Source organism: Streptomyces sp. NPDC058619 (assembly GCF_042717785.1).
GTDB lineage: Bacteria > Actinomycetota > Actinomycetes > Streptomycetales > Streptomycetaceae > Streptomyces.
The window spans coordinates 1-23,116 of the sequence record NZ_JBHXQN010000078.1; the positions used below are offsets into that span (position 1 = coordinate 1).

Below are 23,116 nucleotides of genomic sequence, written 5' to 3' on the forward strand. Positions count from 1 at the left end.
TGACGACTGAGCGTAGAGAACTCAATGAGCACGCGGACCCATGCCCGCTGGTGCCCGCCCCACCTCTCGGACGCCTAATGCCGGTCGGTCTTAGCCGTCCATTGCGTCGGGCCGCGACTGCGCCGCACGTCACGGGGGCAGGGCGCCCTTCAGTGCACCGACTCGCCCAGGGGCCACACGTACGGGCCTCCGGGGTCGTCGAGCCAGGACCACTGGCCCTCGGCGGTGACCGTGACGCCGAAGCGTTCGCGGGCCGGGCGGTCCTCGCGGCGCCACAGGTCCAGGGCCTCGCGGGGGTGCAGCACGCCCGCCGTCAGCACCAGCAGGAACTGGAACCGCTCGTTGTCCACGAGGTCGTACGGGTCCCCGTACGAGGTCCCGGCCCGCCCGGCCGGCGCCGCCGTGGCGCCGCGCAGCGGGACGAAGTAGGCCGCGGTCCGCAGGAAGCCGCCCTCGGCGAAGTCCGCGTCGCGGACCGTGAGCGCGATCAGGCCGGTCGACAGCGGAGCCAGGATCCGCGCCCCCGGCCGGCACTGGCCGAGCCAGGCGTACGGGACCAGCGGGAGCGTGCAGGTGGCCATGATCCGGTCGAACGGGGCCCGGGAGGGGCATCCGCGGGCCCCGTCGCCGGTGACGACGGCGGGCCGGTAGCCGAGCCGGGCCAGGTGGGCGCGCGCGGACTCGGTGATCTCCTCGTCGAGGTCCACGGTGGTCACGAGGTCCTGGCCGAGCCGGTGGCAGAGCAGGGCGGCGTTGTAGCCGGTGCCCGCGCCGATCTCCAGCACGTGGTCGCCGTCGCGCACCCCGAGGGCCTCCAGCATCCTCGCCATCAGGGAGGGCTGGCTGCTGGAGGAGAGCAGCTCGCCGTCGCGCAGCCGGGTCGCCAGCGGGGCGTCGGCGTAGACCCCGCGCAGCCAGCGGGCCCGGCGCTCGGGGTCGGGGTCCTCGGACCAGAGGCGTTCGTGGCCCGCGCCGCGGCCGGTCCAGAAGTAGGGGACGAACACGTGCCGGGGCACCGCGGTGAACGCCGCCCGCCAGTGCGGATCGTCCAGCGCCCCGGCGGCGGCCAGCTCGCGGACCTGGGCGGCGTGCGCGGCTTCCCGCAGATCGCGGGCCCCGGTGCCTGCGGTGTGTGCGGCCATGCCTCCACTGTCCTGCGCGGGGCGCCGGCGTGCGACCGCTCGCAGGCTCCTCGGGTTCCCGTCGGAAGGTCCTGGGACCCGGGTCCTCCGTCCGGGCGTCTGAGACGATGGTCGGGTGAATGAGATTCCGCGGGGCACGCTTCAGGAGCAGACCTTTTACGAGCAGGTCGGCGGCGAGGAGACCTTCCGCCGTCTCGTCCGGCGCTTCTACCAGGGGGTCGCGGAGGACCCGCTGCTGCGCCCGATGTACCCGGAGGAGGACCTGGGGCCCGCCGAGGAGCGGTTCGCCCTGTTCCTGATGCAGTACTGGGGCGGTCCGACCACCTACAGCCAGCACCGGGGGCACCCGCGCCTGCGGATGCGGCACGCGCCGTTCCAGGTGGACGCGGCGGCGCACGACGCCTGGCTGAAGCACATGCGGGTCGCGCTGGACGAGCTGGGGCTGGCGCCGGAACACGAGGCGCAGCTGTGGAAGTACCTGACCTACGCGGCCGCGTCGATGATCAACACCGCCGACTGAGGCACTCCGTACGGGAGCCCGGGGACCGGCTAGACCGGCCGTACCCCGAGCGCGCCGAGGCCGCCCGTGACGCCGGGGCGGCGCAGGGCGACGGAGCCGTACGGAGTCCGCAGCCGCAGCCAGTTCCCCGCGGCGAGCAGCGCCACCGGGGCGGGCGGGGGCACGTACCCGGGCACGGCGGCCGGACCGGACGCGGGGGCGGGCACCGGAACCCGTACCGCCCGCAGGAAGCCCAGCGCCTGCGCGGCGTGCGCGGCGCGCATCGGGAGCTCGGTGTCGCCCAGCGGGCGGGACCAGATCTCGCGGCCGATGCGGTCGCGCTCGGACCGGGTCCGGTGCTGCGGGGGCAGCGCCGCGTCCCGGGTGCGGAACTCGGCGACGGCGGCCGCCACGGCCGCCCGTACGGCCTCGGGGCCGGGCAGCCCGTCCAGCCGCCGCCAGCCGCCGCGGGGCGGGAGCACCCCGGTCCAGGGCGGTCCGGTGACCGGCCCGGGCACCGCGGCCGAGGCGGAGGCCTCGTCCACGTACTCCAGCAGCTCGCCGGCGGACACGGTCACGTCCAGCGTCGTGGCGACGGGCCCGGCGAGCCGGACCGTGCGGACGGCCAGCACCTCGAAGGAGGGCGGCCGCCCGAAGACGGCGACCGCGCCGCCGCCCGCCTGGAGGCGGACCGCGGCGGCGCGGTCGTAGTGCACCAGCCGGCCCAGGAAGGCGGCGAGGTCCGCCGCCTCCCCGGGATCGGCGAAGCGCAGCTGCTCGCTCATGCCGCGAGGCGCCCTTCGGAACGCTTCGGCGCCTCGGGCTGGTCGAGGTACTCCTCCAGGAAGAGCTTCTCCTCGGCCGTGATGCGGCGGGGCCGCCCCTCGGCGAGGTTGTACGGCACGACCACGGTCTCGGCGCGCACGTAGACCGTCTCGGGCCGCTCGTCGGTCGCCTCGTCCTTGACCTCGTAGCGGATGGTCAGGGACGCGGCGCCAATCCGGGTCACCCAGGACTCGATGAGCACCGGCTCGTGGCGGTGCACGAGGGGGAGCTTGTAGTCGATCTCGTGACGGGCCACGACGGAGCCGCCCGTGAAGGACTCACTGCCCTCCCCCGGCGCCAGGCGGAACATGAAGTCGATGCGCGCCTCCTCCAGGTAGCGGAGGAAGACGACGTTGTTGACGTGCCCGAAGGCATCCATGTCCGCCCAGCGGAGGGGGCACCGGTAGTGGTGTCTGGCCATGGTCTTCGACCTCAGCCTCGGGTCAGCTTCTTGTAGGTGGCGCGGTGCGGGCGGGTCGCGTCCGCACCGAGGCGCTCGACCTTGTTCTTCTCGTACGACTCGAAGTTGCCCTCGAACCAGTACCACTTGGACTCGCCCTCGTACGCCAGGATGTGCGTGGCGACCCGGTCGAGGAACCAGCGGTCATGGGAGATGACCACGGCCGCACCGGGGAATTCGAGGAGCGCGTTCTCGAGCGAGGACAGGGTCTCGACGTCGAGGTCGTTGGTGGGCTCGTCGAGGAGCAGCAGGTTGCCGCCCTCCTTGAGCGTCAGCGCCAGGTTGAGGCGGTTGCGCTCACCACCGGACAGGATGCCGGCGGCCTTCTGCTGGTCCGGGCCCTTGAAGCCGAAGGCGCTGACGTACGCGCGCGAAGGCATCTCGACCTGGCCGACGTTGATGTAGTCCAGCTCGTCCGACACGACGGCCCACAGGGACTTCTTGGGGTCGATGTTGGCGCGGCTCTGGTCGACGTAGGAGATCTTGACGGTCTCGCCGACCTTGACGGAGCCGGCGTCCGGCTCCTCCAGGCCCAGGAGCATCTTGAAGAGCGTGGTCTTGCCGGCGCCGTTCGGGCCGATGATGCCCACGATGCCGTTGCGCGGCAGCGTGAAGGACAGGTCGTCGACCAGGACCTTGTCACCGAACGCCTTGGAGAGGTTGTTGACCTCGACCACGATCGAGCCCAGACGCGGGCCCGGCGGGATCTGGATCTCCTCGAAGTCCAGCTTCCGCATCTTGTCCGCCTCGGCGGCCATCTCCTCGTAGCGGGCGAGGCGTGCCTTGGACTTGGTCTGGCGGCCCTTTGCGTTGGAGCGGACCCACTCCAGCTCTTCCTTGAGGCGCTTCTGGCGCTTCTCGTCCTTGCGGCCTTCGACCTTCAGACGGGTGGCCTTCTTCTCCAGGTAGGTGGAGTAGTTGCCCTCGTAGGGGTGCGCGCGGCCGCGGTCGAGCTCGAGGATCCACTCGGCGACGTTGTTCAGGAAGTACCGGTCGTGGGTGACGGCCACGACGGCGCCCTTGTACTGCGAGAGGTGCTGCTCCAGCCAGTTCACCGACTCGGCGTCGAGGTGGTTGGTGGGCTCGTCGAGGAGGAGCAGGTCCGGGGCCTCGATCAGCAGCTTGCAGAGCGCGACGCGGCGCTTCTCGCCACCGGAGAGGTTGGTGACGGGCCAGTCGCCGGGCGGGCAGCCCAGGGCGTCCATGGCCTGCTCCAGCTGGGCGTCGAGGTCCCAGGCGTTGGAGTGGTCCAGGTCTTCCTGGAGCTTGCCCATCTCGTCGAGGAGGGCGTCCGTGTAGTCGGTCGCCATCAGCTCGGCGACCTCGTTGAAGCGGTGCAGCTTCTTCATGGTGTCGGCGGCGCCGTCCTGGACGTTCTCCAGGACGGTCTTCGACTCGTCGAGCTTGGGCTCCTGCATGAGGATGCCGACGGTGAAGCCGGGCGAGAGGTACGCCTCGCCGTTGGACGGCTGCTCCAGGCCCGCCATGATCTTAAGAACGGTGGACTTACCGGCACCGTTCGGGCCGACCACACCGATCTTCGCGCCGGGCAGGAAGTTCAGGGTGACGTCATCAAGAATCACCTTGTCGCCGTGCGCCTTGCGCGTCTTGCGCATGGTGTAGATGAACTCAGCCAAGAGAAACCGTCCGGCAGATCGATGGTGGGCAGATACACCCCATCTTGCCTGACGTCCATCCCCCGGGGGAAACGCGTATGGTCCCGGCGCCCTGACCTGGGCACCGGCCGGAGGGGACCTGACGGTCGTGGCCGTCGTTGGTCGTCGTTGGCCATCCCTGGGCCCCCTCTGACGGCCCAGGGACGGCCCGGCGGTAGTCGCTGTGGGGGCCGCTCTCGCAGGTGAAAGGCCCTAAGGCTCGTCCCGGCGGATCAGGGCCGGGTCACCCGGGTCATGCCGGCCCCGGTCGCCCCCGTTGACCCGGTCGCCCGGGCCGGCGCAGGCCGGGGGCAGGTAGGCGTGCAGGGAGCGGGTTCCCGGGAGCGGGCTCAGGCCGTGGGGACGCCATGCGCGGGCGAACGCCGGAGGCGGTGCGCCGCCGGACATCAGCAGCACCACCGGCCGGCCGCAGGCCATCGCCCGGAGCCCGTCGGTGTCGATGCTCCCGTCGTGGCCGCCGACCTGCCGCGAGGAGCAGCCCAGCGCGTAGGCCACGCGGACCGCCTCGTGGCCGCTGACCGTGCAGGGCGGGCGTACGCCGTGCCGGTGCAGCTCCGCGGCGGTGCGGGCGTACGCCGTGCGCACGTCCCGGTAGCGGTCCGCCGCCCGGTGGAGCACCGCGTACTGGACGGCGAGGTGCCCGGCCAGGGCGACGGCGAGGGTGGCCGCGGCGGGCCGGGGCCAGGTCCGGGCGGCGTGCACGAGGGCCTGCGCCGCGGGCAGGGCGAGCAGCGCGTACGCCGGCAGCAGGAAGCGGGGCGCCGCGTACCCGATGAGGAACAGGTACGGCACCGATACGGAGACGGCCGCCGCGGTGGCCAGCACCAGCGGCCGGCGGCGGCCGCGAGCGACGGCGATCCCGGCCGCGACGGCCACCGGCAGCGCGAACCACCACAGGGCGAGCTCGGGACGGCCCCACGCCACGTCGCTGCACGGGCGGCACAGCGTACGGCCGGACATGGCCCGCAGCTGGGCGCCGAAGGCGAACTGCCCGCTGAAACCGCCCTGGATCTCCCCCGCCCGGTACAGTCGGGCCGCGAGCCCGCCGTAGCGCAGGTACGCCTCCACCACCCACGGCAGCGCGCCCAGCCCGACCCCGGCGGCGAGCGGGAGCAGCCGGACCGGTGTGCGGGCGGCGAGCGCGGCCGCCGCAAGGGGCAGGGCCAGCCAGAGCGCGTCGGAGGGGCGCATGAGCGCGACCAGGGCCAGGGCGGCGGCGAGGCCCGTGTGCGTGCGGCGCGAGGGCGGCAGCAGGAAGCAGGCGACCGCCACGACGGCCCCGTAGGCCACCCACAGGTTGGGCATGGCCTGCGGGCCGTAGAGCAGGGTGATCCACAGGCTCGCGAACAGCCCGGCCGCCGTCACCACGACCGCGGGCCGCAGGATCGTCAGCCAGACCCGGAACGACCCGAAGAGCGCGCCCCCGGAGAGCAGCGCGAACCACACCCGCAGGGCGATCGGGTCCTGGCTGAGCGCGGCGGCGGGGGCGGCCAGGAAGGTGATCCCGCGGGCACGCGGGGCGCTGAAGAAGGCGGCCGGTACGTACGGGCTGACCTGGCTGGCGTAGACCGCCTCGTCCCACCCGATACCGGACCCGGGGACCACGAGCAGGAGCTGCACCGCCGTGAAGAGGCAGGCCACCACGGCGAGAGGACGCGTTCCGGAAGCCATGCGCCCACGCTGCCCCATCCGGCCCCCGCCGGCCCGCCGACGGTCCGGCGACGGGGCGCCACGTCCCGCGCGCGGAGCAACGGGGCACGGGACCGGGCAGCGCTGGCCCGGCAGGATCCGAAAGACACGCCCTGGCCTTGGCGGTCCGACGGCCCCCGTCTTGCCGACCGTCCATAGCTACGGGGGAACGGGTAGGTCAGACCCCCTGAGCTGGGGCGAGACCGGCCCCGAGTCTCACCCCCTGGTCACCGCCGACCGTCGTCCGGACCGTCCGTACGCCCGCCGGATGCCCTCGGAGGGCCCCCGGACGGCCCGCGGGCCGCCTCCTGACCGCCGTACCGCGCCCGGGCCGCGGCCACGATGTCGTGATGTCCGGTCGCTCCCGGTCGGGCGGCGACCGTCCACGACCCGCTGTCGAACGCCTCCAGCAGCACGAGACATCGGGAGTAGTCCTCCGCCCGGAGTTCGGCGCCGACCAGGTCGTCGGCCGAGCGCACCGCGACGACGGTGAGCCAGTGGTTCTGTTCGAGGTCCGCGGCGAAGGCCCGCAGCTCGGACCAGCCGAGGACGAAACCGGTCGGGCTCGCCTGCACCAGGTCCTCGAACGCCTCGGCGCTCAGGTCGCCTGGTATGCCGCTCGTTCGGTCCCCGGCGGGGACGCTCCAGATCCCGTCGACTTCCAGGACGCTCCAGATCCAGTCGTTGTCGGGGATCAGCGGCAGCAGGTCCGCCATGCGGACGTAGTGGTCCGGGCCCTGCAGTCGAAATTCCGTCGAGTCCATCTCCGGGTGACCGTTCTTCTCGCGCCGACGGGTGGACAGGGGCGGCAGGGGGACCCGCGGTGTCGCTGGGGCCCTCTCGCCGGGGGCCGTACGGGCGGACGTGCCCGTGGGGGCGCTGCCGGTGGGCGGCGGCGCCACGGCGCGGAGTGCGGGGTGCGTCAGGCGCCGGAACCCTGGCGACGCAGGCGGGTGGCGAGCACGAGGCCCGCGCCGGCCACGAGTGCGGTACCCGCGCCGGTGGCGGCCCAGGTGGTCGTGGCGTCGGCGCCGGTGGAGGCCAGGGAGCTGCCCCGGCCGCCCAGGGCGGTCACGCTGCCGTTGCCGGTGGTGATGGCCGTGGTGCTGACGGTGCCGGAGCCGGTGCCGGAGCTGACGACCTGCTGCGTGCCGGTGCCGGTGCCAGTGCCGGTGCCAGTGCCAGTGCCGGAGCCGGTGGTCCCCGTCGTGGTCGTGCCGGTGGGGAACCGGCGCATCTCGGCGGGGGAGGCGCTGCGGAACAGCAGTGCCTCCCCCGCGTCGCCCACGGCCCAGCCCTGCTCGCCCTCGGCGATCCGGGCGAGCAGGACGCTGTCGTCGGAGGCGCGGGCCACGTGCTGGCCGGTCTCCAGGAAGGGGCGCGTCGCGGCCGGGCCGCCGTCGATGGCCTTGCCGGCCTCCCGGACGAGCGATCCCGGTTCGGCGGCCGCCATGAGCCGCAGGATGGCCATGCGGTCCGCCACCATCGGATCGTCCTCGCGGCCGGACGCGTCACCGGGCTTGTCACCCGGCTTGCCCTCGGGCTCGTCACCAGGCTCGTCACCGGACTTGGCGCCGGACTTCTCGGCGGGCGTGTCGCCGGACGTGTCACCAGGCCTGTCGTCGAACTGCTCGCCCGACTGCTCCGCGGCCTCAGCGGCTTCCGCGGCCGGCTTCTCCACCGGGGCGCCCTCGGCAGCTCCGGCCGGAGCCTGGGCAGGAGCGGACGGCGACGACGGCGCCCCCGCTCCCGCTCCCGAGAAGGAGGCGGCGTCAGCGGCGGAGGCCGGCGACGCGAGCAGTACGGCCGGAGCAACGGCGGCAGCGACGACCACTGCCGCGATCCGGGACAGCTTCACCGACAGACCCCTGCATTTCGGCATGACAAGCTCTGAAGATCTTGATTTCGGGGTCACTGTAGACGCTTTGCCACCCGGAATCGAACAGGTTCAAACAGAGGAGTCACGTCCGCGGCCGGTACACCGTGAGCGCGTCCGGGAGCTCCTCCAGCACCATCGCGGCGGGCGCCTCCGCGTACTCCCCGTCGTACGCCAGCGGGGTGCCGGAGGGGATGTCCCCGATGCGCAGGCTGCGCAGCCGGGTCGCCGTGTGGACGGGAGATCGGCTCAGCGGGCCCGCGAACGCCGCGGCCAGCAGGCGCGGCCCGGGCCGGCCGCCGCCGTACACGAGGCGGAGGTCGAGGAGGCCCTCGCCGAGGTTGTCGCGGCGGCGCGGCGTGGGACCGGTGCCGTGGTAGGTGCCGTTGCCGGCGAAGAGCAGCCACACGCTCCGGGGCCGTCCGGCCAGCCGCAGCCGTACGGGCCGCTGGGAGCGCAGCACCTTCCAGGCCGCCAGCAGCGCGGCCGGGCCGCCGCCGATCCGCGGACCCCACCGGAGGCGGTGGCCGAGCAGTTCGGGGTACGCGCCGATGCTGAAGTTGTTCAGGAAGTAGCCGGACTCGCCGCCCCCGGGCCCCGGGGTGAACCGGCCCACCCCGATGTGCACGGCCTCGCCCGCAGCGACCGCGCGGCAGGTGTCCGCGGCTCCGGCGAGGCCGAGGTCGAGCGCGAAGTGGTTGAGGGTGCCGCCCGGGAACACCGCCAGCGGTACCCCGGCCCGCAGGGCGGCGGAGGCGGCGGCGTTGATGGTGCCGTCGCCACCGCAGACCCCGAGCACGGTGGCCCGGGAGGCCGCCGCGGCCAGCTCGGCGGCCAGCTCGGCGCCGCCGCACTCCACCAGCTCGGCCTTGGGGAGCCGGGAGCGCAGCACGTCGAGCCCCGCGCCGGCGGCCGTGCCCGAACCGGTGTTGACCACCACCGTGAGCCCCTCCCCGTCGGGCAGGGCCGGCGCCCCGGCGGCGGTCCGTTCCTCACCCGGCACGACCCGGGCCTCCTGCGCGTCCCGCGCGAGCCGCCGTACGACGAACCCCGCGGCCACTCCCAGCGCCGCGCCCGCGACGACGTCGGAGGGGTAGTGCACCCCCGTGTACACCCGGGAGAACGCCACCGAAGCCGCGACCGGGGCCACCACCGCGCCCCAGCCGGGGGACTCCAGGGCCAGCCCGGCGGCGAAGGCGAAGGCGGACGCCGAGTGCCCGGAGGGGAACGATGTCGTCTGCGGCTGCGTCGACAGCTGCCGTACGACGGGCACGCCGTCCAGCCGCGGCCGGGCTCGGCGTACGGACCACTTACCGACGGTGTTGATGGTCGCGGAGGCCAGTGCCAGCGAGGCCATCCCCCGCACGGCGGCCTTGCGCGCTCCGGCCGACCCGAACACGGCGATGGCCGCGGCGGTCCCGCCCCACAGCACCCCGTGGTTCGCGGCCCGCCCGAGTCTCGGCAGCACCCGGTCGGCGCCGGGCCAGTGCCGCCGGGCCACCATGTCGAACAGTCCGCGGTCCCACCGTGCGACCGCGCCTTGCCAGGTCAGCTCCTGATCAACCATTTCTCGCCTCTACCCCCGGTCGGCGGTCCGAAATCGGCCGGACAGGTGGCAGACCGGACCCCGGCCGCCCCGCGGGGCGACGAGGGGCTGACTGCGGGGGCGGTGGGCGCCTGCCGCAGGGGCGGTGGGGGCCGACGGAGCCGGGTCAGCCCTGGTCCTCGCCCTCCAGCGGGCGCTTGCGGAGCACCAGGACGACCAGGCCGCCGAGGACCACCAGCCCCACCGCCAGGGAGGCGATGACCGGGGTCGCCGCCGAGCTCCCGCTGGCGGCCAGCCGCTCCCCGTCCGGGGAGTCCGGGGAGTCCGGGGAGTCCGGCGAGAGGGCGGCCGACTGCGTGCCCAGGGTCATCGCCGACGGCCCGGAGCCCGTGCCGGCGATCGCGCCGGAGACGGTTCCGGCGGTCGCCCCGGTGGCCGCTCCGGCAGTCGCGCCCCCCGCGTCCGTCCCGGAGCCCGTGCCGGAGGTCGTGGCGGCCGTGGTTCCCGCCGCGGCCGGGTCGGCCGCCGGGACGGCCGGCCACATCGCCGAGGCCGTCGCCCTCGCCGCCGACTCGCTGGAGCCGGCCACGATCTGCGCCTGCGCCGGCACCCCGCTGGTGAAGACCCGCCCGACCGGAACCTTGGTCGCGCCCTGCACCGTGACCGAGGCGAACCCGTCGGGGGTGCCCGCGGGCACCTCGAAGTAGAGCCGGGTCCCGTTGGCGGCGGTCTCCAGCGGCTTCCCCTCGGCGTCCACCACCCGCACCCCCATCTCCAAGGCCGCCGCGTCCGGGATGACCGACACGCTGCGCGCCCCGGTCCGCACGGTCACCGGGCCGAGCCGCGTGCCCACCGGCCCGGTGACGTCGCCCGGGTCCAGCGCCAGCGAGGCGGGCGGCTCCGGCAGCCGGCCCGCCGCCCGCTGGAGGTAGTCGGCCAGCTTCTCGGCCTCCGGGTCCGCGGCCTCCACCCGGGCGCCGTCGGCCAGGCGCCAGATCGCCACCTGGGTCCCGGCCGCGGCGCTCTCCGCGGTGAGCCCCGCGGCTCCGGCGGCCTTGGCGAGCCCGGCCAGGTCGTTCAGCTGCGGGTAGGAGTGCTCCAGGACCCAGCGGATCCGGCCCGCCTCGCCCTTGGCCGCCAGCGGGCTGCCGCTCCAGCCGCTCTCGGTGTACCGGGCCTGGGGCTGTGCGTTGCCCTCGACCCCGACCCCGTACGTCTGGAGCATGCCGCCGCCGTCGACCCGCATCTCGTAGAGCCCGGCCGGGATCCGACGCACCGATCCGTCCCCGGAGTGCAGGACCGCCTGGCCGTACGTCTTCAGCCCGTCCAGGACGGCGCTCGCGCCCTCCGGTGTCCGGGAGCCCACCGGACCGGAGTCGGCGGCCGCCTGCGCGGCGGGGGCGCCGGCGAGGGCCGCGGCCAGCAGGGCCACCGCCAGCGAACGCCGGGCGCCGGGCCGCGCCGCGCCGGTCGCGGAGACGACCACGGAGCAGGCAGCAGAACCGGCAGGAGCGCCGGCAGGTGGAAGACCGCCGGGACGTGAAGGAGCGGAATCGGGAGCGGAGGATGCGGGAACGGCAATCGACACAGTCTTCCCCTTCGGGCCGAAGGCCCAGGTGCCCGTGAGTACCGGGGAATCCTATCCACCTCGAACACTCAGCCCACCGCCGCCCTCTGATCGACCATCAGGGGCGTGTCCGTCGTGACGACCCTGCGGAACGCGGCGGTACCGCGGTTCAGGTCGTGTCCGACGGCGGTCGCCTCGATGTCCACCGAGAACCAGCGGTTGCCCTCGCCGTCGGGCGGGTCCTCCCGGACCCTCAGCCTGCCGTGCACCACCAGCGGTTCACCGACCGACACCGACCCGGCGAGGTTCAGGGCGAGCGTCCGCCGCGCCCACACGGTGTAGAAGCTGGTGGCCCCGTCGGCCCAGACCTCCTTGCGCCGGTCGAAGTACCGCGGCGTCACCGCGAAGCGGAACCTCGCCGACGGGCCGTTCGGCGTCTCCTTGTAGTCGATCTGCGTGGCCACGTGGCCCACCAGCGTCACCAGGGTGTCGTTCATCCCGGCCGCCCTCCCCCGCGTTCCCCGCCGCACGGACCGTCCGCACGGGGTGGAACCATCCTGGGGGCGGCCGCCGCGTCCTGCCGGAGCCTGTGGACTACTGACGGGTTGTGGACAACCGGCTCCCCCCTGCGGCCACCGTCGCGTACTGCTCGCGCACCTCCCGGTAGCGCAGCAGTTCCGCCGCCACCGGCTCCAGCACCCGGGCCCGGCCGCAGCCGGCCGCCGCCTGCCGCAGCCTGCGCTCCGCGTCCTGCCCGTACCGCCGGGCCGGACCGCGGGCGGCGATGGAGCAGGCCCACTCCACCAGCGGTCCGCCGATGATGCCGGCCACCATCAGCAGCACCGGCGGCATCAGCCGCGGCTCCAGGACCCCGACGATCTGCCCGGCCAGCCACAGCCCGCCGAAGATCTGCAGGAGCGTCATGGCCGCCTGCCCCAGCACGGCCGCCGGCCACCACTGGGGCCTCGGCGGCTTCACGCCGGGTACCGCGAGCGCCGCCCCGAGGGTCACGGCGATCTCGTCCAGCGCCTCCGGCAGGTGCTCGGCGCCGCGCACCGCCGTCTCGCGCACCGCCTGCGCCCACGGGTCCGGCAGGCCCGTGACCGCCTCGTCGGCGACGACCCGTACGGCCTGCTCCACGCGCTGGCGTGCGGTCACCTCCTCCTCGGCCGGCGCCTCCGGGGTCACCGTGCCCCTGCCGCCGATCGCCGCGAGGGCGGCCAGGCCCGCCAGGGTCCGCGGGGCGCGGCGGCCCTCGTACCAGCGCCACAGCCGCAGCCACGGGGTCCCGCACGCCTTTCCGGCGTTGCGCCGCCAGGCGCGCTCGGCCGCGAGCCCTGCCGCGTACGCGCCGACCGCCTCGGCGAGCCGGTCCTCGAACTCGGCGCGGGCCGTCTCGCCGATCTCGGGCCCGGGGTGCCCGTCGGCGACGTACAGCGGGCGCAGGCGCACGGCCGCACGGTCGACGTCGGCGGAGATGCGCCGGGTCGCGGCGCCCTTCTCCTGGGTGAACTGTCCGAGGAGCTCGCGCAGTTCCCCGACGCCCTCGCCGGTCAGCGCGGACAGGCCGAGGACCGTGGCGCCGGGCTCGTCGTGTTCACCGAGTGCGATGCCGTCCTCGTCGAGGAGGCGGCGCAGGTCGTCCAGGACGAGGTCGGCGGACTCCCCGGGCAGCCGGTCCACCTGGTTCAGCACCACGAAGGTGACCTCCGCGTGCCCGGCCAGCGGCCGCAGGTAGCGCTCGTGCAGGACGGCGTCCGCGTACTTCTCCGGGTCCACCACCCACACCACCGCGTCGACCAGTGCCAGCACCCGGTCCACGTGGTCGCGGTGGGCGCCGACCGCCGAGTCCAGGTCGGGCAGGTCGACGAGGACCATGCCGCGCAGCGCCTCGGCCTCCGAGGTCTCGCGGGGCCGGCGCCGCAGCCGCCCGGGGATCTCCAGCCGGTCGAGCAGGCCCGCCGCGCCGTCCGACCAGCTGCACGCGATGGGCGCGGCGGTCGTCGGCCGGCGCAGCCCCGTCTCGGAGATCTGCACTCCGGCGAGTGAGTTGAAGAGGGTGGACTTGCCGCTTCCGGTGGCTCCGGCGATCGCGACGACCGTGTGCTGCGGTGAGAGGCCGCGCCGTGCGGCTGCCTCGTCCAGCACCCGGCCGGCCTCGGCGAGGGTCTTGCCGTCGAGCCGGGTCCGGGACAGTCCGACCAGCTGGCGCAACGCGTCGAGGCGCAGCCGCAGCGCCTGCCCCTCGGGGCTGAGCGGGGGCGAGGGTGCCTTGCCGCCGTCGCTGCCGGCGCCGGAGACGGCCCGTACGAGCGCGTCGTCGCCCTCGTCGGTCCCGTCGCCCGGTTCGGAGCCGTTCTCCGGCCGGTCCACCGGTCGGGGGCGCGAGCGGGCGATGAGTCCGTCGTCCCAGCGGTCGTCGGTCCGGTCGGTCAGGGCGGTCACCGCGTCACCTCTCCTTCTGCAGTACGGACAGCGCGGCGATCAGCTCGGCCTGTGGTTCCGGGGTCACTTCGAGCGCCTCCAGCGGGGCGAGCCGCCGGTCACGTTCGGCGCGCAGCACCTGGTCGAGGTGGTCGCCGACCAGCTCCCCGCCCCGGTCGCGCAGCCGTACGGCGGCCTGTACGCCGATGCGTTCGGCGAGCTTCTCCCCCGCGGGCCGGGCCCGCTTGCCGCCGAGGAGGGCGGCGACGAGGAGGGCTGCGACGGCGTCGGGGTCGGGGGACGGCTGCTTGTCGAGCCGTGCCACCTCCTCCTCGGCGAGTTCCTCCAGGACGCGCCGCCAGCGCCGTACGGCCATGCCGATCCGCTCCCCCGCCTCCCGGTCGGGCGCGGGCAGCGGTACCGCTCCGGCGGCCGGCTCGCGCCGCCAGGCGTCGGCGATCCGCTCGTCGGCGGCGGCGACGGCGCACTGGAGCAGGGCGGTGAGCGACTCGGCGAGCGAGTCGAGGAGTTCGTCGGCGCTCGTGTCGAGCGGGTAGCCGCGCCACCGGGTCAGCGCGTCCCCGGCCAGTACGGCGCCGCGGTCGAGGCGGTTGCGCACCCGCTTGCCCTCCCGCCTGTACGCGTCCTCCACGGCCGAGGTCAGCCGTACGGCGGCGGCGTGCTGGGCGGCGACCGCCGAGGCGAGCTCCGGCATCCGCCGCGCGAGGGAGTCCAGCGCGCCGAGCGCGGTCCGCCCGACGGCGTACTGCCGGGCGGCCGGGTCCTGCGCGTGGTGGGCGAGCCAGGCGTACAGCGGCGCGACGGCGCTGGCCGGCAGCAGCCCGCCCCCGCCGGCCGACTCGGGCAGTTCCGGCACAGTGAACCTCGGTACGTCGCCCAGCCCGGCCCGCGTGAGCAGGGCCCCGTACTGCCGGGAGACCTCGACGAGCACCTGGTGCGGGACGCGGTCGAGGACCGTGACGAGGGTGGCCTTGTACTGCTTGGCGGTGCGCAGCAGGTGCCAGGGGACGGCGTCGGCGTACCGCGAGGCGGTGGTGACCATCACCCAGACGTCCGCGGCGCAGATGAGTTCGGCGGCGAGCGTGCGGTTCTCGACGACGAGGGAGTCGATGTCGGGGGCGTCGAGGATGGCGAGGCCGCGGGGGAGGCTGGAGATGGTCTCGACCCGCATCTCGCGGGTCGCGTGGGTGTCCCTCCGGCCGCGGTCGGGGAGCCGGGACGCGCCCACCGGGACGGCCTCCTCCTCCCCGTGCGGGACCCAGACCCGCATCAGGTCGGGGAGGATCCGCATCCCGGCGAACCAGTGGTGGTCATCCGGGTGGCAGACGAGCACCGGTGTGCGCGTGGTCGGGCGCAGCACGCCGGCTTCGCTGACCTGCCGTCCGACGAGGGAGTTGACGAGGGTGGACTTGCCGGCCCCGGTGGACCCGCCGACAACGGCGAGCAGCGGCGCCTCGGGCGCCTTCAGCCGGGGTACGAGGTAGTCGTCGAGCTGCGCGAGCAGCTCGGCTCTGGTCTGGCGGGCGCGTGGAGCGCCGGGCAGGGGCAGCGGCAGACGCACGGACGCGACCCGGTCGCGCAGGGCGGACAGGGCATCGAGCAGCTGAGGCCGAACATCCAAGGTCACCACATGTGAAGAATGCCCAATTTGGGACCATTTTTGAAGCTTATACGTCCTCTGCGCGCCGACCGCTACCCCGAAGGGACATCACGGGACACGACGGACGAGTGGGGCGCAGGCATAACGAGTGCACAACACCCGGGGCGCCGCGGCGCAAAAGCGATGCGAGAATCGCACCTGCCTGCGATTATCGGGACCGCTTCACCGAACCTCCACATCGTGGCACGCGGGTGAAGCAACCGGGACAAGGCAACCGGAGCCCTATCCTTGACCCGGCACGGACCGCAGTCCCACCCCCACCAGGGGCTCCAGGCCCACCACGGCCACCTTCCGGCCCCCGTAGCTCAGTGGATAGAGCAGGTGCCTTCTAAGCACTTGGCCGCAGGTTCGAGTCCTGCCGGGGGCACCACGGCTCCACCCCTCGAAGCCCTCCCTCCGGGAGGGCTTTCGTGCAGGTCAGAGGCACCCTAGCGGGATCCGCGTAGCACCGCCGTAAGCCCCGGGGGTCGCCCGGCGGGGCCGGGTCCGCCCGGCGGCCACCGGAATCCGGCGGCCGGTCCCGGTGCGCGTGCGAGGGAGTTCGCGGTGGCGTTGAGCCCGCCTCCGATACCCCGGGACACACCCCCGCCACCCTCGCGCCGCCGCGCCGGACCGGCGGGCCCCTATGGGACACATCGGGCATAGCGGATGGTGGGGCGGGAACTCCGTTCCCCGACCGGCCGGGGATCGGCGCGACCGGGACCCCGTCATTCGGCCAGTTCGCCGGGGCGGGCTCCGGGCGGTCCCGCCGGCGGGCCGGCGGACGGAGCGTCAGGGGGTTGGCCGGGGCGGGCGGGTGCCCGGTTCCACGGCTCCACGTCGGGGATTGCCTGGGGTTGCTCGGCGCGGGGCGCGGTGTTCGGCTAGGAGATGCCGAAGAGCCTGACGGCCTGGTAGTAGGTCCACGCCGTGCCGTCGCAGGAGCCCTTGCGGGTGCCCGAGTAGCGGGCGCAGACCCGGGTGAGGTCGGCGTGGAACGCCTGGTCCAGACGGGCCTTGGCCTCCGGGAACAGGCCCGCCGCCTTGTGGTTGCGGTAACCGAAGTCGTGGCGGGCGCAGGCGTCGCCGAACGGGAAGCCGAGGGGGTTGTCCGGGGAGGACGTGCAGAGGTCCGTGGACCAGTCGAATCCGTACGCGGCCCAGGCGGATTGTTGCGCGCGCGCCTCGGACCACGCCCCGTAGCTGGCGGCGCCGGTCTGCGTCCAGCGGTCGAGCACCAGGGGTTTGTCCGCGGGGACGGCCGCGGCAGCCGACGCGGGCGGGGCGAAGGCGAGGAGCGCGGCCGTGGCAGCCGAGGCGAGAGCAGGGACGAGGCGACGGCGGCGCATGGGCATTCCTCGAGCAGGAGGGCGGGGCGGGGAGGTGGTCCGCACCCCGCCAACTGCCGTCGGGACCGGGGGGTTACTGCACCGGCCGGCCGGTGGCCGCAGCTCTCAGGTATGACGCGTGTGAGACTTTCGGCAGAGTTGGGATTCGTCCTGGGGAGGGACGCGCGGGACGGGGTGGCCCGCCGAGACTGGAGGGCATGAACCGCCGTCCGCTCGTCATCGCCGCCGCCACCGTGGGAGTCCTCGCCACCGGCGCCTTCGCGCTGCCCAACCTCCCGCCCAACCCCGTGACCGACGTCGTCAACGACCGTGTGTTCCACGAGAGGGGCAGGCAGTTCGCGACCGCGGCGGACGCCCCCGGGCAGCGGGGCCGGAAGGAGAAGGAGTTCGACCTGCCGTCCTGGATACCCAAGGACGCCACGCACGTACGGATGAAGGTGCGCACCACCGGCGAGACCCGCCTGATCCGGTTCACGCTCGGCAAGACCCCGCTGGACGGCCCGCAGTGCGCCTCGGGCGCGCCCGGGAAGGTCCAGGACCCCGATCTGGCGGCCCGGTGGTGGCCGGACGGTATACGGGCCGAGGCGCGGCCCGAGTGCCGGGACCTGCGTCAGTACCAGGTCGCCGTGCGCGGCAAGCGGGTCTATGCCTGGACCGACGGCACGCTCTCCCCCGGAGTGAAGGCCCAGGCCGGCGCCTCCGCCGGTGCGCCAGGCGGGACGTGGGCCGTGCACCCGCGCCGCTAGAACGGAACCGCCGTCGACCGTCCGTCGACCGTCGCCTGTCGTCTGCCGTCCACCGGTGGGCAGTGCGGGTCCCGTTCACGCCCGCGGCCCGTCGCCGGCCTCTCTGCCGCTGGGCGGGTACGGGCTCGGGCGCGGGGGCCGCAGGCGCGGGCGGCGGGTGTGGGGGCAGGCACGGGTGCGGGGGCCGCGCAGGCTCCGGGCAGGACCTCGGACAGGCTTCGGTGCGGCGGGTGCGCGGCGTCACGTACCGGTGCAGGGGCCAGGGCAGGTTCGGGGTGCAGGGCCTCGGGCGGTGGAGCGGGACCTCGGGCGCGGGGCGGTGCCGTCACGGTGGCGCGGGGGGCAGGCGTCGACCAGTGCCGTCGCGGTGGCGCGGGCGAAGCCGTCCGGGTTGTCGAGCATGATGTTGTGCCCGCAGTCGGCCACGGCCACCACCGCGACCCCCGCAGCCTCCAGGGCGTCGGCGCCCGGGAGCGGGCCGTCGGCCTCGGGCAGCAGGTAGCTGCGCGGGACCTTCAGCTCCAGGAGCAGCTCCCGCATGGTGGGAACCGTGCCGGTGACGAGGCCAACGGCGCTGCGGTACAAGGCCGTCCGCCCGGCCAGCCGCATCGTGGCCCACCAGTGGGCGCCTGCCCGGTCCCTCACCTCGGCCCAGCCGTCGGCCAGGAACTCCGCCTCGGTGTACGCGGCGATCCCGCTACTCCCCGCCGCGCCCGGGGTCGGCGGCAGCGGGTCGAGGTTGGCGTCGACGAGCACCAGCCGGGAGACCAGGCTGGGGTGCCGGGCGGTGAGCACGATGGCGACGGCGCCGCCCATGCTGTGCGCGATCACCTCGGCGCCCTCGACCGAGGCCTCCGCGAGGGCGGCCGCCAGGGAGTCGGCATGCCCTTCGAGCGTGTAGGCGAAGCCTTCGGGCCGGTCGCTGTGCCCGTGCCCCAGCAAGTCGACCAGCAGCGACCGGTGGCCCGCGAGCAGCGGGTGCACGGCGGCCGCCGCGAAGTAGGCGGCCGAGGTGGCGCCGAGCCCGTGCAGGTACACGCGGGCCGGTTCCGTTCCGGGCAGCTCGACCCAGCGGATGCGGTCGCCTTCCGCTGTGACCACGGCGCTCTGCACGATGGCGCTCCCCCTGTGTGTCCGAAAGGAACGAGGGTAGCCAGCCGCCCCCGCCGCCTCCTGGACTACCCTCGTCAGGTGATCGAGCACGTGAACCAACTCGGCAGTGACGCGCCCCAGATCGGGGGGCTCCCCCGGGGCCGCGCCGTGGCCGTGTGGTCCCTGGACACCACGCTCGCCCAGGTCGCCGGCCGCCCGGTCGACCGGGCGGGCGAAATCCTGGACGCGGGCGAACGGGACCGGGCCGCCCGGCTGGTGCGCCCCGGGGACCGGCTCCGCTACGTCACCTCCCACCTGGGGCTCCGGGTGTTGCTCGGCGGCTACCTGGGGCTTGCGCCGGAACAGGTCGGGCTGGTCCGGGAGGACTGCCCGTGCTGCGGCGGCCCCCACGGGCGTCCCGCCGTGGCCGGGGGCGCGGTGCACTTCTCCCTCTCGCACAGCGGTGACCTGGCCTACTACGCCTTCGCCCGGCTGCCGGTCGGCATCGACGTGGAGCAGGTGCCGGACGCGAAGACGCTGGCCAGCGTGGTGAACAGCCTGCACCCGACGGAGACCGCCGAACTGGCCGCGCTCCCCGGGTCGGCCCGGGAGATCGCCTTCGCCCGGCTCTGGTCCCGCAAGGAGGCCTACCTCAAGGGCACCGGTGCGGGCCTGGCACTCGGGCTGGTCGACCCGTACATCGGCTCCGCCCCTGCCCCGGCGCCCCTGCCCGGCTGGACCCTGACGGACCTGGCCGCCCCGGCGGGTTACGCGGCGGCCGTGGCCGTCGCCACCCCGGGCGGCGCCGCCGCCGACGGCGTCGCAGCCGGGTCCGGGTCCGGCGTCGGCGACCACCCCGCCTAGACGGGTCCCGCGGTACTCGTACGCCTCGTTGCGCCCCTCGCACAGCACCGTGCCCGCCGCGTCCTTCAGCACCGCCCCACCGCCAGGCCGGCCGCCGTCAGCGCCTCGTAGGCGAGCGCGAGTGACCTCCGTACCGCCGCCGGGGCCGTCCGCCATGCCGCGCCGAAATTCAACTACCCCTGTGCCATACGGCCATTATCGTCACCCCCCATGGACATCCGCCGTGCCCTCGCCCCCGCCGAGCTCACCGCCGCCGAGGCCCTCTTCGACGGTCCCGCCCGCACGGACTGGTCGGAGCGCTTCCTCGCGGCCCCGGGCCACGTGATGCTGATCGCCTACGTCGACGGCGTGCCCGCGGGCATGGTCTCCGGCGTCGAGATGACCCATCCCGACAAGGGCACCGAGATGTGCCTGTACGAGCTCTCCGTGGACGAGCACCACCGGCGCGGCGGAATCGGGCGCGCCCTGACCCTGGCCCTGGCCGAGGAGGCACGGGCCCGCGGCTGCTACGGCATGTGGGTGGGCGTGGACACCGACAACGAGGCCGCCCTGGCCACCTACGGCTCCGCCGGCGGGATCGACGAGGGCGTCTTCACGGTGCGCGGCTGGCCGCTGGCCCCGTAACCGCCCCCGGACCCCTGGCAGTAGCCCTCCCGGCGGCGTGTCGTGCGCCCACTCGGCGCACCCTCCGCGCGCCCGCTCCCCCGTTCGCCGAGCATCGGCCGCATGACCGCACTGACGTCACCGACCGTGCTCCTCCCGGCCGCCGCCGCCCTCCTCGCCGCGCTCACCACGGCCGCCGCGCCCCCGCAGGCCGCCGGAGCCGCCTCCGGCGGCGCTCCCACCGCCCCCTACGTCGTCGTCCTCAAGGACACCACCCCCCGCGCGCCGACCCGTGCCCTGGCGGCCGAGGCGGCCGAGTCCGGTGACGCGGTCGGGTCCGTCTACGACACCGCCCTGAACGGCTTCGCCGTCCGCACCACCGCCGCCCGGGCCGCGGCCCTCGCCGCCGATCCGCGGGTGGCCTCCGTGGAGCCGGACGCGGAGTTCCGCACCGCCGACACCCAGCCGCTGGCCCCCTGGCCGCTGGACCGGATCGACCAGCGCGAGCTGCCGCTCGACGGTGCGTACACGTACGCCTCCAAGGCCGGGGGCGTCACCGTCTACGTCGTGGACACGGGGATCAACGTCCGTCACCAGGAGTTCGGCGGCCGGGCCCGGAACGGTTACAACGCGGTGTGGCTGGAGACTTCCGGCGACTGCAACGGCCACGGCACGCACGTCGCGGCGGCCGTGGGCGGCACGACGTACGGGGTCGCCAAGGGCGTCTCGCTGGTCGGGGTGAAGGTGGCGAACTGCCGGGGATCCGGGCGGTTGTCGGGCATCCTGCGCGGTCTGGAGTGGCTGGTGAGGGACGCCGCTACCGCGCCGGCCACCCCGGCGGTGGCGAACATGAGCATGGGCGGCACTCCCAGCTACGCCCTCGACGCCGCGGTGACGCGGGCCGTCGCCGCCGGGATCACCTTCACCGCGGCCGCCGGGAACGGGGGCGAGGACGCCTGCGCCGGCTCCCCGGCCCGGGTCCCGCAGGCCGTCACCGTCGGCGCGACCGACGCCGCGGACCGGCGCGCGGGGTTCTCCAATTACGGTCCCTGCGTGGACCTCTCGGCGCCGGGGGTGGGCGTGGTCTCGGCCTGGAAGGGGTCCACCGGCGCCACGGCCCGCGCCTCGGGCACGTCCATGGCCGCCCCGCACGTGGCGGGCGTCGCGGCGCTGGTCCTGGCGGACGGTACGGCGCGCACCCCGGCGGAGGTCTCCCGCGCCCTCCTGCGGAGTGCCGTCTCCGACCGGATCACCGCCCTGCCGGCCGGCACGCCGAACCTGCTGCTGCACACGCCGACCGACCGCTGACCCCACGGGGGCCCCGGCCGCCGGGCCGAAGGCCGGCCGGGCAGACCCACCGGGCCGGCACCGGGCCGATCGGGCCGATCGGGCCGGGCCGGCCGCACCTGGCCGTTTCCAGCGGTCCGGATCGCCCCACCGGCCGGAACCGCTGCCTCCACGCCCTCCCGCGGGAACTCCTCCGCCGGACCCGACCTGATGGGACATCAATGTGTGTGCCCTTCGGGCGAAAGCAAGCCATTGACTTCTCATCACCGCGACGCGTCAATGTCGGCCACCGCACCGGCTCGGCCTCCCCCACACAGCGGGTGGGGGGAGGGGTTCGTCATGACGAAGGAGTCGCGACCCAGTGAGTACGAGAATGCTCAGACGAAGAGTGCTGGCCGGGGCGGGAGCCCTATCCCTGGCCCTGACGGGTGGGGTGGTGGGCCTCGCGGGCTCGGCGCAGGCCGCGACCAAGACCACCGCCGTCTTCGAGAACTGCGACGCCCCGGCGCCGCAGCCGGACGGCTCCGGCAATCAGAACTTCACGGTGACGCTGCCCGACGGCGCCAAGGCCGGCGACGTCGTCCCGATCACCATCGATCCGGGCGCGAGCCCGCTGATCCCCGGCTTCTCCGTCACGACGGTGAACACCTCCAAGATCACCCTCAAGGTCGGGGCGACCACCCAGGTGGTCACCAGCCCGCCCGAGACCGTCAGCGTCGTGGCCGGGCAGCCGCTCGACCCCAAGGCGTTCTCCGGAACCGTCAAGATCCCGGACGGCACCGAGGGCACCACCGTCAACGTGGCCCTCGACCTGGCGGTGACGGACGCGGACCTCTCCGGTTCCGTCTTCACCACGACGTGCACCCCGGCTCCCCGGCCGAGCGCCTCCCTCGGTTCCGTCGCCGTGGAGGCCCTGCCCAAGGACCCGATCACCACCAAGCTGACGCCCAACAGCGGCAAGGCCGGCACCGCGGTCGCCGTCACCGGCGCCAACTTCGCCCCCGGGGCGGTCACCTGTTCCGCCCTCCTGAACGACGTCCCCACCGGTGACACCGGCACCGGCACGGCCGCGGCGAACGGCGTCGCGGACTGCGGCGTCACCATCACCAAGAAGGCCGACAAGATCCGCATCGACGGCGCGATCAAGCCGTACAAGGACTTCGTCTTCGTCGAGGATCAGCCCGGCGTGAAGAACCCCGTCGACGTCGAGGTCCTGCCCGGTCCGCTGGCCATCGGTCCGCAGGGCGGCAATCCGGCCGTCGACTTCGGCAAGGTGACCATCAACGGCAAGTCGCAGTCGGTCGTGGGCCAGTTCACCGCGATGTCCGTCCAGGACTTCCGCGGCGGCACCCTCGGCTGGGACGTCACGGCGACCCGTACCCCGTTCCTGAACGAGACCACGGGCCACTCGATGACCAAGGCGCAGCTCGGCATCCAGCCGTCCTGCACCGTGACCAACGCGGACAGCCCGAGCACCTGCTCGGCCGGTACGCCGGGCGCTATCTCCGACACGCCGATGAAGATCGCCTCCCAGGCGGCCGGCGGGGACGAGCTGACGGGTGGCGAGTTCGCCGTCGGCGGCGCGGGGATGATCCAGCTCCCGCCGTTCATGTTCGCCGACACCTACCAGTCGGTGGTCACCTTCTCCATCGCCTGACCCGTACGGCCCGCTCGCTCCAGGGTGGTGGGGGGGGGGGGGGGGGGGCCCCCCCCCGGGGCCCCCCCCCCCCCGGGGCGGCCCCCCCCCCCCCCCCCCCCCCCCCCCCCCCCCCCCCGCCGGGGGGCCCCCCCCAACAAAACAAAAAAAAAAA

At 74.6% G+C, this 23,116-nt stretch carries 20 protein-coding genes and 1 tRNA gene; 7 read left to right on the forward strand and 14 right to left on the reverse strand.

Annotated features, from left to right (window positions below; genetic code table 11):
* Nucleotides 1-149: 149 nt before the first annotated feature.
* On the reverse strand, nucleotides 150-1,142 hold the full coding sequence (locus ACFWTC_RS35735) for a methyltransferase domain-containing protein (protein ID WP_384028037.1): 993 nt from the start codon (nucleotides 1,140-1,142) through the stop codon (nucleotides 150-152).
* Between the two features lie 115 nt (nucleotides 1,143-1,257).
* Here ACFWTC_RS35735 and ACFWTC_RS35740 point away from each other — a divergent pair, with 115 nt between their 5' ends.
* Nucleotides 1,258-1,662: a globin gene (locus ACFWTC_RS35740; protein WP_383917301.1), complete on the forward strand. Its 405-nt coding sequence runs from the start codon at nucleotides 1,258-1,260 to the stop codon at nucleotides 1,660-1,662.
* A gap of 29 nt (nucleotides 1,663-1,691) precedes the next feature.
* Here ACFWTC_RS35740 and ACFWTC_RS35745 read toward each other — a convergent pair whose 3' ends face one another.
* The 11 genes from ACFWTC_RS35745 to ACFWTC_RS35795 form a co-directional block, all read right to left on the reverse strand.
* A complete protein-coding gene (locus ACFWTC_RS35745) occupies nucleotides 1,692-2,426 on the reverse strand; it encodes a hypothetical protein (protein WP_383917298.1) in 735 nt (244 codons plus the stop codon).
* A complete protein-coding gene (locus ACFWTC_RS35750) occupies nucleotides 2,423-2,887 on the reverse strand; it encodes an acyl-CoA thioesterase (RefSeq protein ID WP_383917296.1) in 465 nt (154 codons plus the stop codon). The genes ACFWTC_RS35745 and ACFWTC_RS35750 overlap by 4 nt, the downstream gene beginning before the upstream one ends.
* Nucleotides 2,888-2,898: 11 nt before the next feature.
* Nucleotides 2,899-4,563: an energy-dependent translational throttle protein EttA gene (ettA, locus tag ACFWTC_RS35755; protein WP_383917293.1), complete on the reverse strand. Its 1,665-nt coding sequence runs from the start codon at nucleotides 4,561-4,563 to the stop codon at nucleotides 2,899-2,901.
* Nucleotides 4,564-4,794: 231 nt separating this feature from the next.
* The gene (locus tag ACFWTC_RS35760) at nucleotides 4,795-6,273 is read right to left on the reverse strand and encodes a hypothetical protein (RefSeq protein WP_383917291.1); all 1,479 of its coding nucleotides are present in this window, start codon (nucleotides 6,271-6,273) and stop codon (nucleotides 4,795-4,797) included.
* A gap of 245 nt (nucleotides 6,274-6,518) precedes the next feature.
* Complete coding sequence (locus ACFWTC_RS35765) at nucleotides 6,519-7,055, reverse strand: hypothetical protein (protein WP_384028038.1); 537 nt, start codon at nucleotides 7,053-7,055, stop codon at nucleotides 6,519-6,521.
* Between the two features lie 158 nt (nucleotides 7,056-7,213).
* Nucleotides 7,214-8,173, reverse strand: a complete 960-nt coding sequence (locus tag ACFWTC_RS35770; RefSeq protein WP_384028039.1) for an ALF repeat-containing protein — start codon at nucleotides 8,171-8,173, stop codon at nucleotides 7,214-7,216.
* Between the two features lie 79 nt (nucleotides 8,174-8,252).
* A complete protein-coding gene (locus tag ACFWTC_RS35775) occupies nucleotides 8,253-9,734 on the reverse strand; it encodes a bifunctional phosphatase PAP2/diacylglycerol kinase family protein (RefSeq protein WP_383917282.1) in 1,482 nt (493 codons plus the stop codon).
* 145 nt (nucleotides 9,735-9,879) lie between these two features.
* A complete protein-coding gene (locus tag ACFWTC_RS35780; RefSeq protein ID WP_383917279.1) occupies nucleotides 9,880-11,199 on the reverse strand; it encodes a thioester domain-containing protein in 1,320 nt (439 codons plus the stop codon).
* Between the two features lie 170 nt (nucleotides 11,200-11,369).
* Nucleotides 11,370-11,777 carry a single-stranded DNA-binding protein gene (locus ACFWTC_RS35785; RefSeq protein WP_383917276.1) on the reverse strand — a complete coding sequence of 136 codons (408 nt, stop codon included), beginning with the start codon at nucleotides 11,775-11,777 and terminating at the stop codon, nucleotides 11,370-11,372.
* 97 nt (nucleotides 11,778-11,874) lie between these two features.
* Nucleotides 11,875-13,725: a GTPase gene (locus ACFWTC_RS35790; protein ID WP_383917273.1), complete on the reverse strand. Its 1,851-nt coding sequence runs from the start codon at nucleotides 13,723-13,725 to the stop codon at nucleotides 11,875-11,877.
* A gap of 4 nt (nucleotides 13,726-13,729) precedes the next feature.
* Nucleotides 13,730-15,346, reverse strand: a complete 1,617-nt coding sequence (locus ACFWTC_RS35795) for a dynamin family protein (protein ID WP_384028040.1) — start codon at nucleotides 15,344-15,346, stop codon at nucleotides 13,730-13,732.
* Between the two features lie 333 nt (nucleotides 15,347-15,679).
* On the opposite strand from ACFWTC_RS35795, the gene ACFWTC_RS35800 reads away from it, so the two are divergent.
* Nucleotides 15,680-15,755, forward strand: a tRNA-Arg gene (locus ACFWTC_RS35800).
* A 493-nt stretch (nucleotides 15,756-16,248) separates the two neighbouring features.
* On the opposite strand, the gene ACFWTC_RS35805 is transcribed toward ACFWTC_RS35800, so the two are convergent.
* The gene (locus ACFWTC_RS35805; RefSeq protein ID WP_383917267.1) at nucleotides 16,249-16,713 is read right to left on the reverse strand and encodes a phospholipase; all 465 of its coding nucleotides are present in this window, start codon (nucleotides 16,711-16,713) and stop codon (nucleotides 16,249-16,251) included.
* A 197-nt stretch (nucleotides 16,714-16,910) separates the two neighbouring features.
* Between ACFWTC_RS35805 and ACFWTC_RS35810 the strand changes: the two genes are divergently transcribed.
* Nucleotides 16,911-17,459 (forward strand): hypothetical protein, encoded by a 549-nt coding sequence (locus tag ACFWTC_RS35810; RefSeq protein ID WP_383917264.1) that lies wholly within the window; start codon nucleotides 16,911-16,913, stop codon nucleotides 17,457-17,459.
* Nucleotides 17,460-17,699: 240 nt separating this feature from the next.
* Here the strand turns inward: ACFWTC_RS35810 and ACFWTC_RS35815 are convergent, their stop codons facing one another.
* Nucleotides 17,700-18,572 (reverse strand): alpha/beta fold hydrolase, encoded by an 873-nt coding sequence (locus tag ACFWTC_RS35815; RefSeq protein ID WP_383917262.1) that lies wholly within the window; start codon nucleotides 18,570-18,572, stop codon nucleotides 17,700-17,702.
* A gap of 78 nt (nucleotides 18,573-18,650) precedes the next feature.
* Between ACFWTC_RS35815 and ACFWTC_RS35820 the strand changes: the two genes are divergently transcribed.
* From ACFWTC_RS35820 to ACFWTC_RS35835, 4 genes are all read left to right on the forward strand, one after another.
* Nucleotides 18,651-19,415: a 4'-phosphopantetheinyl transferase family protein gene (locus ACFWTC_RS35820; protein WP_383917259.1), complete on the forward strand. Its 765-nt coding sequence runs from the start codon at nucleotides 18,651-18,653 to the stop codon at nucleotides 19,413-19,415.
* Nucleotides 19,416-19,625: 210 nt separating this feature from the next.
* Nucleotides 19,626-20,039: a GNAT family N-acetyltransferase gene (locus ACFWTC_RS35825; RefSeq protein ID WP_383917255.1), complete on the forward strand. Its 414-nt coding sequence runs from the start codon at nucleotides 19,626-19,628 to the stop codon at nucleotides 20,037-20,039.
* A 102-nt stretch (nucleotides 20,040-20,141) separates the two neighbouring features.
* Nucleotides 20,142-21,326 carry a S8 family peptidase gene (locus ACFWTC_RS35830; protein WP_383917252.1) on the forward strand — a complete coding sequence of 395 codons (1,185 nt, stop codon included), beginning with the start codon at nucleotides 20,142-20,144 and terminating at the stop codon, nucleotides 21,324-21,326.
* Between the two features lie 352 nt (nucleotides 21,327-21,678).
* Complete coding sequence (locus tag ACFWTC_RS35835; protein WP_384075012.1) at nucleotides 21,679-22,962, forward strand: hypothetical protein; 1,284 nt, start codon at nucleotides 21,679-21,681, stop codon at nucleotides 22,960-22,962.
* Nucleotides 22,963-23,116: the final 154 nt, after the last annotated feature.